The following is a 14798-nucleotide window of genomic DNA, read 5'->3' on the forward strand; positions in this document are numbered from 1 at the left end:
ATGGGCGGGCTGTTCGAGAAGCTCGGGGACCGCGCCGGCATCCTGGCGCTGTCGCTGCTCGCCTGGGCGGTGCTGGTGTTCCTGATCCTGCCGCTGTTCGTGGTGATCGCGATCTCCTTCACCACCACGGAATTCCTCGCCTTCCCGCCGGTCGGCTTCACGCTGCGCTGGTACCAGCGCTTCCTGGCCGATCCGTCCTATGTCGATTCCATCCTGCTGAGCGCGCGGCTGGCCTTCGGCTCGACGCTGATCGGCTTCCTGCTCGGCGTGCCGGCGGCACTGGCGCTGAAGCGCAGCACGATGCCGGGCATTAATTTCCTCGCCAATCTGTTCCTGTCGCCGCTGATCCTGCCGGCCATCATCATCGGCGTCGGCGTGCTGCAGATCACCACGGCGCTCGACTTCCCGCGCAGCTTCGCCGCCATGCTGGCGGGGCACGTGGTGATCATCCTGCCCTACATCGTGCGCACCACGCTGGCCTCGCTCGAAGGCTTCGACGCCTCGCTGGAGGAGGCGGCGCGCGACCTCGGCGCTTCGGGGCTCGTCACCTTCCTTCATGTGACGCTGCCGACCATCAAGCCGGGCATCATCGCCGGCTGCCTGTTCGGCCTCATCATGAGCTGGATCGACGTCGAGGTGAGCATCTTCAACACGGTGATCGCCACCTCGCCCATCCCGGTGAAGGTCTTCAACTACGTGCAGTACTCGGTCGATCCGATGATCGCCGCAGTCTCCGCCGGCACGATCTACATCGCCTTCATCTTCGTCTTCCTCCTCGACCGCCTGGTGGGCCTCGAAAAGGTCACCGGCCGGAAATGATCTGCGGAGCCGTTCCCATGTCCCAGCCGTCCGACCCTCGACCTTCCGAACAGCGGCGCGGCCCGCTCGCCGACATCCTCGTGGTGGCCGTCGAGCAGGCGGTCGCCGGCCCGCTCTGCACGCTGCGCCTCGGCGACGCCGGCGCGCGGGTCGTCAAGGTCGAGGCGAAGGAGGGCGACCGCGCCCGCGACTACGACACCGCCATGGGCAGCACCTCGGCCGCCTTCGGCTGGCTGAACCGCGGCAAGGAGAGCGTGGTGCTCAACCTGAAGGAGGCGGGCGACCTCGCCCTCGTGCGGTCGATGCTCGCGCGGGCCGACGTGTTCGTGCAGAACCTCGCCCCCGGCGCCAGCGAGCGGCTCGGGCTCGGCGCGGCGCAGCTCACGGCCGAGTTCCCCCGGCTGATCGTCGTCGACATCATGGGCTACGGGCGCGGCACGCCTTACGAGACCAAGCGCGCCTACGACATGCTGGTGCAGTCCGAGAGCGGCATCTGCGCGGTGACCGGCACGCCCGAGGTACCCTCCAAGGTCGGCATCTCGATCGCCGACATCGGCACCGGCACCAACGCCTATTGCGCGGTGCTGGAGGCGCTGTTCGAGCGCGAGACGACCGGGCGCGGCCAGGCGATCGAGGTCGCCATGTTCGACTGCATGGCCGAGTGGATGTCGCTGCCGCTGCTGCACTACGACTATATGGGCGTGGAGACCGCGCGCTACGGGCTCTCCCATGCCTCGGTCTATCCCTACCGGCCCTACCACGCCGCCGACGGCGACATCGTGGTCTCGATCCAGTCGACCGCCGAGTGGACGCGCTTCTGCGCCACCGTGCTGCGCCGCCCCGAACTGGTGCGCGATCCGCGCTTCGCCGACAACTGGGCGCGGGTGCAGAACCGCCACGCGCTCGACGGCGCGGTGCACGAGGTGTTCGGCAGCCATAGCTGCGAGGAGCTGATCGCGCGCCTCGAGGAGGGGCAGATCGCCTGGGCGCGGGTCTCCACCCTGCACGACCTCTCGGTCCACGGCGCGCTGCGCCGGCTCGACGTCGAGATGCCCGGCGGCGAGCACAGCCGGATGCCCCGGCCGGCCGGGCGGCCCGTCCCGTCCGGCCGCAAGGTGCCCGCGCTCGGCGCCGACACAGCACGCGTGCGGGCCGAGTTCGCCGCGGACGCGCTGGCGCGCTGAGCCGCAGATTTCCGATAGATCTAAGGGAGGCCAAGGTGGCAGAGAAGATCGGCTGGCAGGGACGTTTCTACGAGGATTTCGAGGTCGGCGACGTCTATCCGCACCAGATCGGCCGCACGCTGCTGTCCTGCGACAATTCATGGTTCACGCTGCTGATGGGTGCGCCTTCGCCGGTGCATTTCGATCATCACTACGCGGCGCAGACCGAGTTCGGGAAGCCGCTGGTGAACTCGGTGCTGACGCTCGCCACCGTCATGGGCCAGAGCGTCTCCGACCTGTCGCAGAACGTGTTCGGCAATCTCGGCTGGGACGAGATCCGCCTGCCGCACCCGGTGTTCGAGGGCGACACCATCTATTCGCAGTCCGAGGTGCTGGAGAAACGGCGCTCCAAGTCGCGCGAGAGCGTCGGCATCGTGCGGGTCTCGACCGTCGGCTTCAACCAGGACGGGGTGGTGGTGATCACCTTCAGGCGCACCTTCATGCTCTACCGCCGCGGCTACAAGCCGACCCTGCCGAGGCCGAAGCTGGACGAGGCGAAGAAGAGCGGCTGAGGCCGCCGCCCGCCTCGCCCGCCGAGTCGTCGGGCGATGCGCGCCGGCTACATCGACCAGCCGCCGTCGATGATGTGGATCGCGCCGGTGGTGTAGGTGGCGCCGGCGAGATGGAGGGCGAGGTCGGCGATCTCCTGCGCCGTGCCGATGCGCCCGGTCGGCTGGCGGGCGATGAAGGCGGCGCGCGCCGCCTCATAGTCGCCGAGCGCGCGCAGGCGGTCCTCCAGCGAGGGGCTCTCGACCGTGCCCGGGCAGATGGCGTTGCAGCGGATCCCGCGCCCGACGAAATCGGCGGCGACCGATTTGGTGAGGCCGATCACGGCCGCCTTGGTGGTGGCGTAGGCGAAGCGGTTCGGCACGCCCTTCACGCTGCTCGCCACCGAGGCGATGTTGATGATCGCGCCCTCGCCGCGCGCCAGCATGCCCGGCAGCGCCGCGCTGATGGTGCGGTGCATCGACTTCACGTTGAGGTCGAAGGCGAAGTCGAGCTCGTCGGGCGTGCAGTCGAGCACCGTGCCGGCGTGCACGAAGCCCGCGCAGTTGCACAATATGTCGATCGGGCCGATCTCCGCGATCATGGCGGCGACCGCCGCGCCGTCGCGCACGTCGAGCCGGCGGGTGCGGGCGCCTTCGAGGCCCTCGAGGCCGGCCTCGTTGATGTCGCTCGCCCACACATCCGCCCCGGCCGCGACGAAGGCGCTCGCGATGGCGCGGCCGATGCCCTGGGCGGCGGCGGTGACGAGGACGACGCGGTTCTCAAGCTGGGACACGGCACTCTCCTGACGGGATGGGAAGCGGAACGGCAACGCGACGAGGCGCCCCGCGGGCGGCCTCGGCGTCGATGGTGAGGTGCGCGCCCGCGGATGTCACCCGCCTCCGGACGTGCCGTGACGCGCCAGCGTTTTCATGTCGCGGCGAACTCATGAGTGTCGACATAAACATGGATTGACGACGGGTAATGAGGGGAGGAAGTCCGCACCAGATGTCTCATTCCCTCGCAACCAGCGTAAATACGACGGTTCTTCGCGCGTGTTTCCATGCTCGGCGAGCGTGTTTCGGCGCAATCATAATGTGTCGACAGATTTGTTGACAAGGTCGAAGCAATGGGCTTCCATAACGTCAAGGGACGCAGGTTCCGGGCGCGGGGAGTCCGAGCGGACGATCCCCGGCGGCCGGGCGTGACGAGCCCGGCGCAGCGCGCCGCAAGAGCGCGCATTCAGCCAATCGGGAGGAATCAATGACGAAGATTGCAAGGCGCGACGCGCTGAAGATGGCCCTTGCCGCGCCGATGGTGCTGGCCGCAGGGCGGCTCGGCGCGCAGACCGCATGGCCGACCCGGCCGGTGCAGGTCATCACCGGCTTCGGTCCCGGCGGCGGCGGAGACATCGCCACCCGCGTCACCTTTCAGGCGGTGTCCGACATTCTGAAGCAGCCGATGGTGGTCGAGAACCGCACCGGCGGCAATTCCGTCGTCGCCGCCCAGGCGGTGCTCGCCCTGCCGCATGACGGCTACGCCTATCTCATGAACGGCCTGCAGCAGCTCGTCACCCCGCTGCTGATGAAGGACATTCCGATCGACTACGCGGCGGACTTCCAGCCCGTCACCCAGATGGTGAAGTACCCCGAGACCATCTCGGTGGCGAAGGATTCGCCGTGGAAGACCTTCGAGGAGCTGATGGCCTATGCGAAGGCCAATCCGGGCCGCATCCGCTACGGCACCTCCGGCATCGGCGGCGTGCCGCACATCGTCGCCGAGGCGATCCAGCTCTATGGCGGGGTCACGTTCCGCAACATCTCCTACCGCGTGGCGCCGGAGATCGCGCGCGATCTCGTCGGCGGCCAGCTCGACCTCGCGGTGCTGAACGTCTCGACGCTGACGCCGATGATCCAGTCCGACAAGGTGCGCCTGCTCGCGGTCGGCAACGACACCCGGCTCAAGCCGTTCCCGGACGTGCCCACGCTCGCCGAGCTCGGCCTGCCGAAGGCCAACCATGCCGACTGGGGCGGCATCTTCACCGCCACCGGCACGCCGGACGACATCATCGCGCAGATGCAGGCGGCGGTGGCCAAGGCGGCCAAGACGCCCTCGGCCTACGACAAGCTCGCCGCGCAGGGCACCTTCATGGTCGGCAGCTCGACAGAGGACTTCAAGGCGTTCCTGGCCAACTGGAAGGGCGTCGTCGAGGAAGTCGTGCGCGAGGCGAAGATCTCGCTCTGAGCCCGCCCTGACGTGACGCGCGCCCGGGCGCCTTGGGCGCCCGGGAGTCCGCCGGCCGCGGGAGCCGCTTCTTCCGCGCCGCCGGCCATCGGTGGAAAGCCATGTCCCGGATCAAGAACCCCAACGACGTGATGGTCGGGATCGTGCTCGTCGCGATCGCGGTCTTCGCCCTCATCCTCGCCTGGCATCTCAACGTCGGCACGGTCGACGCCATGGGCCCCGGCTTCTTCCCGCGCATGCTCGCCTTCATCGAGATCGGGCTCGGCCTCGCCATCATCGGCCAGGGCCTAGTCGCCGAGGGCGAGCCGTTCGAGCGCTGGTTCCCGCGGCAGATCTTCTTCGTGCTGGCGAGCATCGCCTTCTTCGCCCTCACCATCGACCGTCTCGGCGTGGTCATCGCCGTGGTCGGCATGGTCTTCGTCGCCTGCGTCGCCCGCCGCCAGACCCGGTTCCACGAGGCGGCGCTGGTCGCCGTCGGCATGGCCGTCTTCATCGTGCTGGTGTTCCGGGTCGGGCTAGGCCTGCCGATGCGCGTCTGGCCCATGGGGAACGTCTACTGACATGGACAGCTTCGTCTCGCTCTTTCACGGCCTCTTCATCGCCCTGCAGCCGGGCAACGTGGTCTACTGCCTCATCGGCACGCTGGTCGGCACGCTGATCGGCGTGCTGCCCGGCATCGGCCCGCTCTCGGCCATCGCCATCCTGCTGCCGATCACCTTCTATCTGGAGCCGGTCTCGGCGCTGATCATGCTCGCCGGCATCTATTACGGCGCGCAGTATGGCGGCTCGACCTCGGCGATCCTGATCAACATCCCCGGCGAGAACTCCTCCGTCGTCACCTGCCTCGACGGCCATCAGATGGCGCGGCGCGGCCGGGCCGGGTCGGCGCTGGCGGTGGCGGCGCTCGCCTCGCTGTTCGCCGGCATCTTCGCCACCATCGTCATCACTCTGTTCGCCCCGCCGGTCTCCCGGCTGGCGCTGATGTTCGGCCCGGCGGAGTACTTCTCGCTGATGGTGCTCGGCCTCATCGCCGCGATCGTGCTGGCGCACGGCTCGGTGCTGAAGGCACTGGGCATGATCCTGCTCGGGCTGCTGCTCGGCTGCGTCGGCACCGACGTCGCCTCCGGCTCGCTGCGCATGGCGCTCGGCATTCCCGAGCTGTTCGACGGCATCGGCTTCATCCCGCTGGCGATGGGCCTGTTCGGCGTCGGCGAGATCATCCGCAACATCGAGAACGAGCATCACCAGTCTGTGCTGGAGGCGCGGGTGCGCAACCTGTGGCCCTCCGCCGAGGAATTCCGCCGCGCCTGGCCGGCGGCGACGCGAGGTACGCTGATCGGCTCCGTGCTCGGCATCCTGCCGGGCGGCGGCGCCATGCTCTCCTCCTTTGCCGCCTACACGATCGAGAAGAAGATCTCGAAGGAGCCCGGCCGCTTCGGCAAGGGCGCGGTGGAGGGCGTGGCGGCGCCGGAGGCCGCCAACAATGCGGGCGCGCAGACCTCGTTCATTCCCCTGCTCACGCTCGGCATCCCCTCCAACGCTATGATGGCGCTGATGGCGGGCGCGCTGCTGATCCACGGCATCCAGCCGGGACCGCGCGTCATCACCAACAACCCGGAGATCTTTTGGGGCCTGATCGCCTCGATGCTGGTCGGCAACGCGCTGCTGGTGGTCATCAACCTGCCGCTGATCGGCATCTGGACGCAGCTTCTGCGGGTTCCCTACCACCTGTTCTATCCGATGATCCTCGTCTTCTGCTGCATCGGCGTCTACACGGTGAACTCCAGCGTGCTCGACGTGATGCTGCTGATGATCTTCGGCTTCTTCGGCTACATGTTCATCAAGTGGCAGTGCGAGCCGGCGCCGCTTCTCCTGGCCTTCATCCTCGGGCCGCTGATGGAGGAGAATCTGCGCCGCGCCATGGAGGTCTCCTATGGCGACCCCGCCATCTTCGTCACGCGCCCGATCAGCGCGGTGCTGCTGATCGCGGCGGCCGGGTGCCTCGTGCTGGTGCTGCTGCCGGCGTTCCAGCGCACCCGCGAGGTCGCGTTCCAGGACGAGAGCTGAACCGGCGCCAAAGCCGCCGGCATCCGCGTGGACCGCCCTCTACGGATCGGCCCGGGCGGACCGGCGGCGGCCGGCTTTCCGGCGTCGCCTCTCCGCCCGTCATCCCTGCACCGCCCATCCGGGCCGCTGTTCCGTCCGGCCGTCGTTTCGAGGTCCCCCATGTCCGCTTCAAACCGTTCCTCCGCCTCGCCCGCGCTTTCCGAGAAGCTGCGGCGCGAGGCGATCAGCGTTCCCGCCCTGCGGGCCATGGCGCGGCGCACCCTGCCGCGGCCGGTGTTCGATTTCTCCGACGGCGGGGCGGAGGACGAGCATACGCTGCGCCGCAACGAGGCGGCCTTCGCGCGTTATGCCTTCCTGCCGCGCCCGATCAACGGCGCGCCGGTCCGCGACCAGTCGGTGCAGCTGTTCGGCATGGACCTTTCCATGCCGGTGATGATCGGCCCGACGGGCCTTGCCGGGCTGTTCTGGCCCGGCGCCGAGAAGCTCGCCGTGCGCGCGGCCAACAATGCCGGCACCGCCTATTGCGCCAGCCACGGCTCGGTCTGCACGCTGGAGGACATCGCCGCCGCGGGCGGGCCGAACCGGATGATGCAGGTCTTCGTCTATCGCGACCGCGGCTTCACGCGGGAGCTGGCGGAGCGCGCGGCGGCGGCCGGCTTCAAGGCGCTGGTGCTGACCGTCGACAACCAGCTCCACGGGCGGCGCGACCGTGACCTGCGCAACGGCTTCACCATTCCCCCGCGCTTCGACGTGTCGGGCCTGCTCGCCATGGCGACCAAGCTGCCCTGGCTGATGCGCATGGGCCCGGAGCTGCCGACGCTCACCTTCGGCAATTACCTGCGCGAGAACGGCCCCTCGGACATCCGCACCCTCGCCGCGCGCATGCACGACATGTTCGACCCGGCCATGAACTGGTCCGACGTCGACGAGTTGCGCCGGATCTGGAAGGGCCCGCTCATCCTCAAGGGCGTGCTGCATCCGCAGGAGGCGGCCGAGGCGGTCGCGCACGGCGTCGACGGGGTGATCGTCTCCAACCATGGCGGGCGGCAGCTCGACCATGCGGCGAGCTCGCTCGAGGCGCTGCCGGGCATCGTGCGCGCGGTCGAGGGGCGCATCCCGGTGCTGCTGGACGGCGGCATCCGGCGCGGCGGCGACGTCGTCAAGGCGATCGCGCTCGGCGCCTCGGCCTGCCTGATCGCGCGGCCCTATCTGTGGGCGCTCGCGGTGAGCGGGGAGGCGGGCGTCGCCCATGTGCTGGAGCTGTTCCGCGACGAGATCGACCGCACCATGGGCCTGCTCGGCGTCACTGAGCTTAGCCAGCTTAATTCCGACCTGCTGATGCGGCTCGACGCGATCGGGCAGACGGCTTGAGCGGCCGGCCTTCACGTTCGACGCGGGGGGCGGAGGCGCCGACCCGAAAGGAAAAGGGACCCGGCGTGCCGGGTCCCTTCGTCGTTTTGGCCGGTCAGTTCGACTTCGGCTCGGACTTGGAATCGTAGCGCTTGGCCCATTCGCTGAGGATGCGCTGGCGATTGTCGATCGACCATTCCACGCTGTAGTCCTGCGCCTTGGAGGCGCCGTCCGGGATCGAGTTCGGCGGACCGTTGTTCAGCCCGTCCATGCCGACCGCCCCGTAATACTTGTTGAACACCTTGTGCGCCTCGCGGCTGGCGCCCCAGTCGATCAGCACCTTGGCGGCCTCGGGGTTCTTGCTGCCCTTGATCATCGCCGTCGATTCGATGTCCCAGGCGGTCTCGTCATCCGGCACCAGCAGCACGATCGGCGCGCCCTTGGTCTTCAGGAACGGGCCGGTGAGGTCGGTCGAGAGGCCGACCACATACTCGCCATTCGCGGCGTATTTGCACGGGGTGGAGGACGAGTTGGTGTAGACCGAGACGTTCTGGTGCAGCTTGTCGAGGAAGTCCCAGGCCTTCTCGTCGCCCATCTTCTGGATCCAGCTATGCACATAGCCGTATCCGGTGTTGCTCATGGTCGGGTTGGGCATGGCGATCTGGCCCTTGTAGACGGGGTCGGCGAGATCGGTCCAGTACTTGGGGATGGGGATGCCCTTCTTCTCGGCCTCCACCGTGTTGAAGCAGACGACGTTGAGATACATCTCCAGCCCGACCCAGTAGGGCGGGTCGGCGTCGTCGCGGAACTTCGACTGAAGCTGCTTGTAGTCCTTCGGCGCGTAGGGCTCGATCAGTCCTTCGCGCTTCAGGCTGACGATGTTGGTGACCGGCATGCCGAAGATCACGTCGGCGCGCGGGTTGTCCTTCTCGGCCATGATGCGGGCCTGCATGACGCCGCCGGCATCGCGCACCCAGGTGATGTCGATGTCGGGATGGGCCGCCTCGAAGGCCTGTTCGTAAGGGGTGAGCACTTCCTTCTGCAGCGTCGAATAGACCGTGAGCTGGGTCTTCGCCGCCGCCGGCGTCGCCGCGGCCGCCGCGACGAAGGCGACGGCGGTTGCGGACGACAGCAGGTAACCAAAATTGCGCATGTTTTCCTCCTGGTTGTTCTGCCCTTTTCTGCCCGCCTTGAGACGGGTCTCGTTCAAGCTTCGGCGGGTCTCGCCTCAGCGAATGGTGCCCGCCTCGGCGAGCTCGGCGCGCCTTTCGGGCGAAAGCCCCAGCAGCTCGCCGAACACGTAGTCGTTGTGTTGGCCGATGGCCGGGGTCGGGGCGAAGTCGCCGCGCCAGGCCCCGCCGGCGGCACCGCCGTCATCGGCGAGCCAGGGCAGGGTGGCCATCTGCACCTCGCCGTCGATCTGCTGGAACATCGAGCGCGCGCGCATGTGCGGGTCGTCGACGATCTCGGCCATGTGGCGCGAGCGCGAGGCCGGCACCCCGGCCGCGTGCAGCGCCGCCTCGGTCGCGGCAGCGTCGCGCGTGCGCAGCCAGGTGGCGAGCCGCTCGTTGAGGTCTTCCTTGGCGGCGAGGCGCGCCTGCGCGCCGCCGAGCCCGGCATCGGCCGGGGCCGCCTCGCCCATGACGCGGCGCAGCCCTTCCCATTCCGCCGGCGTGCGCACGGAGAGCGCAAGCCATTCGTCCTCGCCCGCGCAGCGGAAGCAGCCGGACGGCGCGGCGCCCGCTTCCGTCACGCTGCGCCGCTCGGGTACCTGCCGGCCGAGCGCGGCATGCAGCAGCGCCTCCGGCAGCAGGGCGACGGTCGCCTCCAGCATGGAAAGGTCGACATAGGCGCCCCGTCCGGTCTGGCGCCAGTGGCGGATGGCGGCGAGGATCGCCGTGGTCTCCCACAGCGCGGTGATCGGGTCGGTCCAGGCCGGCAGGATGCCCATCGCCTCGAGCGCCGGGTTCGGCTCGCCGATCATGCCGACCCGCCCGCTATAACCCTGCAGCAGCGAGCCATAGGCGAGCAGGTCCTTCTCCGGCCCGGTCCGGCCCATGCCGGAGGCGGAGACGAAGATGATGTCGGGCCGGATCTCGCGCAGCGTGTCATAGGACAGGCCGTATTTGGCGAGCACGCGCGAGGAGAAGTTCTCCACCACCACATGGCTCGAGCGCACCAGCTCGCGGATCATCTCCTGGCCCTCGGGCGTGGTGATGTTGAGCGTGCAGCTCTTCTTGTTGTTGTTGATGACCGCGAACATGCCGTCGCGGACCGAGAATTCGGGGCGGGTGGAGGATTCGATCTTGATGATCTCCGCGCCCATGGCGCCGAGCATCTTGGTGGTCATCGGCCCGGCCATGACCCAGCTGAAATCGACGACGCGGATGCCTTCAAGGCTGAGCGGGTTCATCACAGACCTCCTGCGGCGCGGTGTCTGGCCGGCCCGCCGCGGGTGGCGAGCAGGGCCTCGAACAGGTCGGCTCCATCCTCCGCGCGGGCCGGCGCGAGCGCTTCGCCGCCGCGGGCGAGCTCCTCGCCGCCCTGGTCGATGAAGCGGAACGGCAGCGAGGGCATGGGCAGCACCGTCCCGTCGGCGAAGCGGACCTCGTCGAAGAAGCGCCGTGCGCGGAGCTGCACGTTCTCGATCAGGTCGTGCGGCGTGCTCACTGGAAAGCAGGCGACGCGCGCCGCCTTGGCAGCCTCGACCACGTCGCGGTTGGCCTGCGTGACCGACCACTGCGCCATCAGCGCCTGAAGCCGCGCGGCATTGGCGGTGCGTACGATACGGTCGCCGCACAGGCTTTCGTCACGGGTCCAGTCGGGATGGCCCATCACCTCGCACCAGCGCGCCCATTGATGGTCCTCGCGCGGGGAGACCATGACCGCGCCGTCGGCGCAGGGCAGGTACCAGACGAGGCCGCCGGCGATGGTCAGCCCCTTCTCGGGGTCGCGCCGGCGGTTGGTGACGTCGAGCCCGGCCTGCCAGTCTGCGAAGGGCTCGACCAGCATGTAGACCAGCAGGTCCTCATGCGAGACGTCGACCAGCGGGCCCGGCCGCCGGCCTTCGCCCGCCTCGAGCGCCCACAGCGCGGCGATGGCGACCACGAGGCCGCCGGCCATGTCGCCCTCCCAGTCCGCGCAGCCGACCGGGGCGGTGGCCTCCGGGTCGGTGACCGGGCTCGCCTGGTGGAAGGCAAAACCGCTGGCATGCTGGAGCACGAAGGAGGAGGAGGGGCGCTCCGTCGACGGGCCGGAAAGCCCATGCGGCGAGACCACCAGCGTCGCCGGGCGCTGCGCCCAGTCCGGCTCGGCCCCGCGCACCGCCTCCGCGGTGGCGATCACGAGATCGGAGCGCCCGGCGAGATCGTCCAGCAGCCGCCAGCCCTCGCCGGTGGAACCGTCGAGCGATATCAGCGCCTTGCCGCGGTTGAGATAGGCGAAGAGCGCGCTCTCCCCTGCGGGCGTCAGCGGCGCCTCGCGGCGGAGCGGGTCGCCCTCCGGCGGCTCGACCTTGATCACCTCGGCGCCGAGATCGGCCAGCAGCCGCGCGCCGAAGGCGACGGAGATGTCCGACCCCAGCTCCAGCACCTTGAGGCCAGCCAGAGGTCCGCGGAAGGGATGGGGAGTGAAACGATTCATTTGGTTCTCAGAGTTTCATCGGGCTCGATGTCGGGTCGGTGCGGGAAGGAAGGGCCGCGCTAGGCCTCGCGCAGGCTGGAGCGCCATTGCTGCTGGCGGTGCAGCAGCAGGCGGGTCGCGATCACCTGCAGGAGCTTCACGCCGGCGGAGGTGTAGAGGATCATCATCGCCATCGCGCAGGCCGCGCCCTCGTCGCCGGTGTCGTTGAGCGCGACCACCGCGATCGAGGCCACCTTGGTGGTCGAGCCGTAGATGAAGATGACGCCGGCCACCGTGGTCATCGCATTGACGAAGAAGAAGGTGGCGATGTCGATGATGGCGGGGATCGAGATCGGCACCGTCACCCGCCGCAGCGTGGTCCAGAACGACACGCCGAGCGCCTGCGAGGCGGCCTCGAACTCGGAATCGATCTGCTTCAGCGCGGTGAGCGCCATCAGGTGCGGCACGGTGTAGTAGTGCCCGATGGTGCACATCACCATGATCGTCATTGTGCCGTAGACCACGTTGAGCGGGTTGCTCGGCATGTTGAAGAAGAAGATGTAGCCGAGGCCGAGCACGATGCCGGGCACCGCCAGCGGCACCATCGCCACGATGTGGTAGCCGAGCAGCACCCGCGAGCCGCGGCGGTGCTTCTCCGTCAGATAGCCGCCGCAGAAGGCCATGACGGTGCCGAACAGCGCCGTCCACGCCGCCATCTCGACGCTGTTCCAGTAGGACAGCCAGCCGCCCGGATCGAACGCGCCGAAATTGAAATTGGCGAGCGAGAACGAGAGGTTATAGGGCCACAGCGTGACGAAGGAGGCGAAGATGGCGGTGCCGATGATGCCGAGGATCGGCACGGCGAGCACCGCCACGGCGAGCAGCATCAGCCGGTCGAAGCCGCGCGAGGGCTTGGGCTGCAGCATCACCGCCCGCGCGGTGAGCTGCGAGGTCTGGTGCTTGTAGGTGACGCGCTCGACGATGAAGGTCAGCACCGCCGGGAACAGCAGGATGACGCCGATCACCGCACCCATCTGGAAGTTGGCCTGGCCGATGATCTGCCGGTAGACGTCGATCGCCAGCATGTTGAACTTGCCGCCGATCACCTTGGCGATGCCGAAATCGACGATGGCGGTGGTGAAGACGACGAGGCTGGCGTTGATCAGGCCGTAGCGCACGCTCGGGAAGGTGATGGTCCAGAAGATGCGCCAGCGCGAGGTGTTCAGCGTCTCCGCCGCCTCGTAGAGGCGCGCATCCGCCGTCGCCAGCGCGGTCGTCATGATCAGCACCACGAAGGGCAGGCAGTGGAACACCTGCGCCATGATGATGCCGACCGGCCCGTAGATGCTGTGGCCGAACATCAGCCATTTCAGGTAGCCCTGATTGCCGAAGATGTAGATCAGCGCGATCGCCGGCAGCAGCGAGGGAGCGAGGATCGGCAGGAGCGCGATGCCCTTGAACAGCCCCTTCAGCGGCATGCAGCTGCGCGTCAGCGCGTAGGAGAAGAAGAAGCCGAGCGGCACCACGATGGCGACGGTGAGCACCGCGACCCACAGGCTGTTGAATACGGACAGCCGCAGGATCGGGTCCTGCGCGTAGCTGATGAAGTTGGCGAGGCCGACGAAGTTGCCCTCGTGGTCCTCGAAGCTCTGCGACAGCAGCGCGTAGAGCGGCAGCACGATGATGACGAGCGCGACCGCCAGCATGAGGGCGCCGACGAGGAGCCGGACCACGTGCTCCCAGTCGATCCCCGGGCGGAAGGCGGTGCCGTGATGGGCGGCGGCGCCGTGGCGGGTGGCGAGATCCGTCATTGCCGCACGCTCTCCCGGACCTGGCCGGACTGGGAGGCCGGGAACACGGCGAAGCGGTCCTCCGGCAGCGCAACGCCGACGCTCTCGCCGATGGCGACCGGCATGTCGGCCATGTCGCGGCTGGTCAAATCGACCGAGATCTCGGCGTCGCCGAGCGCGGGAACGACGAGCGTGGCGCGCCAGAACGAACCGAGGAATTCGAGCTGCGTCACCCTGGCGGGCAGGGCGTCGGCGGCGCCGGCGGGCCCGAGCCGCATTTGCTCGGGCCGCAGGCAGGCGATGACCTCGCCCTGGTTCTCGGGCGTGTCGTAGAAGGCGGGCATCGCGAAGCTGAGGCTGCCGATGCTGAGCCGCCCGCCGCCGACGCGCCCCGGCAGGATGTTCATCTTGCCGACGAAGCCGGCGACGAACAGGCTGCGCGGCGTGTGGTAGACCTCGGTCGGGGTGCCGATCTGCTCCACCTCGCCATCGCGCATCGCCACCACCCGGTCGGCCATGCTCAGCGCCTCTTCCTGATCATGCGTGACCATGATGGCGGTGAGGCCCAGTCGGCGCTGCAGGTCGCGGATCTGCTGGCGCAGATGCACGCGCACCTTGGCGTCCAGCGCGCTCAGCGGCTCGTCGAGCAGCAGCAGGCGCGGCGAGGGGGCGATGGCGCGGGCGAGCGCGACGCGCTGCTGCTGGCCGCCGGAAAGCTGGGCCGGATATTTGCCCTCGGAGCCCTTCAGGTCGATCAGCTCGATGAGCTCGTTGAGCCGGGAATCGATTTCCGCAGCGCGCATGCGGCGGTTGCGCAGGCCGTAGACGATGTTCTCCCGCACATTGAGGTTGGGGAACAGCGCATAGGACTGGAACAGGATGCCGAACTGGCGCTGGGCCGGCGGCAGGTCGGAGATGTCCTGGTCGAGGCTGTGGATCATGCCGGCGTTCTGGCGCTCCAGCCCGGCGATGATGCGCAGCAGGGTGGACTTGCCGCATCCGGACGGGCCGAGAAAGCAGATGAACTCGCCTGCCTGCACGTCCAGCGTGACGTTGGACAGGGCCCGGAAGCTGCCGAAATGCTTGTCGATGCCGGTGATGCGCAGGAACGGGGCGGCACTCGCGGCGCCGTTGCCGTTATGCGTGAGATGCGCTGCGGAGCGTGAAGTATCAAGCATGGCGAACGGGCTCTTGAAGG

General features: G+C 68.5%; 13 protein-coding genes. 7 read left to right on the forward strand and 6 right to left on the reverse strand.

The genetic code is table 11. From position 1 onward, the window contains the following. The 3 genes from NVS83_RS10680 to NVS83_RS10690 are packed head-to-tail and all read left to right on the forward strand — an operon-like array spanning nucleotide 1 to nucleotide 2554. Entirely contained in the window at nucleotides 1-819 is an 819-nt protein-coding gene (locus tag NVS83_RS10680) for an ABC transporter permease (protein WP_258739291.1), read from the forward strand. Between the two features lie 17 nt (nucleotides 820-836). Further along, on the forward strand, nucleotides 837-2003 hold the full coding sequence (locus NVS83_RS10685; RefSeq protein ID WP_258739292.1) for a CaiB/BaiF CoA transferase family protein: 1167 nt from the start codon (nucleotides 837-839) through the stop codon (nucleotides 2001-2003). A 35-nt stretch (nucleotides 2004-2038) separates the two neighbouring features. Then, nucleotides 2039-2554 (forward strand): MaoC family dehydratase, encoded by a 516-nt coding sequence (locus tag NVS83_RS10690; RefSeq protein ID WP_258739293.1) that lies wholly within the window; start codon nucleotides 2039-2041, stop codon nucleotides 2552-2554. 47 nt (nucleotides 2555-2601) lie between these two features. On the opposite strand, the gene NVS83_RS10695 is transcribed toward NVS83_RS10690, so the two are convergent. Then, nucleotides 2602-3324, reverse strand: coding sequence for an SDR family oxidoreductase (locus NVS83_RS10695; RefSeq protein WP_258739294.1), 723 nt, complete (start codon nucleotides 3322-3324; stop codon nucleotides 2602-2604). A 467-nt stretch (nucleotides 3325-3791) separates the two neighbouring features. On the opposite strand from NVS83_RS10695, the gene NVS83_RS10700 reads away from it, so the two are divergent. The 4 genes from NVS83_RS10700 (at nucleotide 3792) to NVS83_RS10715 (ending at nucleotide 8210) form a co-directional block, all read left to right on the forward strand. Then, on the forward strand, nucleotides 3792-4772 hold the full coding sequence (locus NVS83_RS10700; protein WP_258739295.1) for a Bug family tripartite tricarboxylate transporter substrate binding protein: 981 nt from the start codon (nucleotides 3792-3794) through the stop codon (nucleotides 4770-4772). 101 nt (nucleotides 4773-4873) lie between these two features. Continuing rightward, entirely contained in the window at nucleotides 4874-5332 is a 459-nt protein-coding gene (locus NVS83_RS10705; RefSeq protein ID WP_258739296.1) for a tripartite tricarboxylate transporter TctB family protein, read from the forward strand. Nucleotide 5333: 1 nt separating this feature from the next. Further along, entirely contained in the window at nucleotides 5334-6839 is a 1506-nt protein-coding gene (locus NVS83_RS10710) for a tripartite tricarboxylate transporter permease (protein WP_258732848.1), read from the forward strand. 159 nt (nucleotides 6840-6998) lie between these two features. After that, a complete protein-coding gene (locus NVS83_RS10715) occupies nucleotides 6999-8210 on the forward strand; it encodes an alpha-hydroxy acid oxidase (RefSeq protein WP_258739297.1) in 1212 nt (403 codons plus the stop codon). A gap of 94 nt (nucleotides 8211-8304) precedes the next feature. Here NVS83_RS10715 and NVS83_RS10720 read toward each other — a convergent pair whose 3' ends face one another. The 5 genes from NVS83_RS10720 to NVS83_RS10740 form a co-directional block, all read right to left on the reverse strand. After that, nucleotides 8305-9342: an extracellular solute-binding protein gene (locus tag NVS83_RS10720; RefSeq protein WP_258739298.1), complete on the reverse strand. Its 1038-nt coding sequence runs from the start codon at nucleotides 9340-9342 to the stop codon at nucleotides 8305-8307. Between the two features lie 75 nt (nucleotides 9343-9417). Further along, the gene (locus NVS83_RS10725) at nucleotides 9418-10602 is read right to left on the reverse strand and encodes a CaiB/BaiF CoA transferase family protein (protein ID WP_258739299.1); all 1185 of its coding nucleotides are present in this window, start codon (nucleotides 10600-10602) and stop codon (nucleotides 9418-9420) included. After that, a complete protein-coding gene (locus NVS83_RS10730; protein WP_258739300.1) occupies nucleotides 10602-11831 on the reverse strand; it encodes a CoA transferase in 1230 nt (409 codons plus the stop codon). Before NVS83_RS10730 ends, NVS83_RS10725 begins: the two co-directional genes overlap by 1 nt. 59 nt (nucleotides 11832-11890) lie before the next feature. After that, nucleotides 11891-13621 carry a putative 2-aminoethylphosphonate ABC transporter permease subunit gene (locus tag NVS83_RS10735; RefSeq protein ID WP_258739301.1) on the reverse strand — a complete coding sequence of 577 codons (1731 nt, stop codon included), beginning with the start codon at nucleotides 13619-13621 and terminating at the stop codon, nucleotides 11891-11893. Continuing rightward, nucleotides 13618-14778: a putative 2-aminoethylphosphonate ABC transporter ATP-binding protein gene (locus tag NVS83_RS10740; protein WP_258739302.1), complete on the reverse strand. Its 1161-nt coding sequence runs from the start codon at nucleotides 14776-14778 to the stop codon at nucleotides 13618-13620. Before NVS83_RS10740 ends, NVS83_RS10735 begins: the two co-directional genes overlap by 4 nt. Between the last annotated feature and the right edge of the window lie 20 nt (nucleotides 14779-14798).

Source organism: Ancylobacter mangrovi (assembly GCF_024752335.1).
Classification (GTDB): domain Bacteria; phylum Pseudomonadota; class Alphaproteobacteria; order Rhizobiales; family Xanthobacteraceae; genus Ancylobacter; species Ancylobacter mangrovi.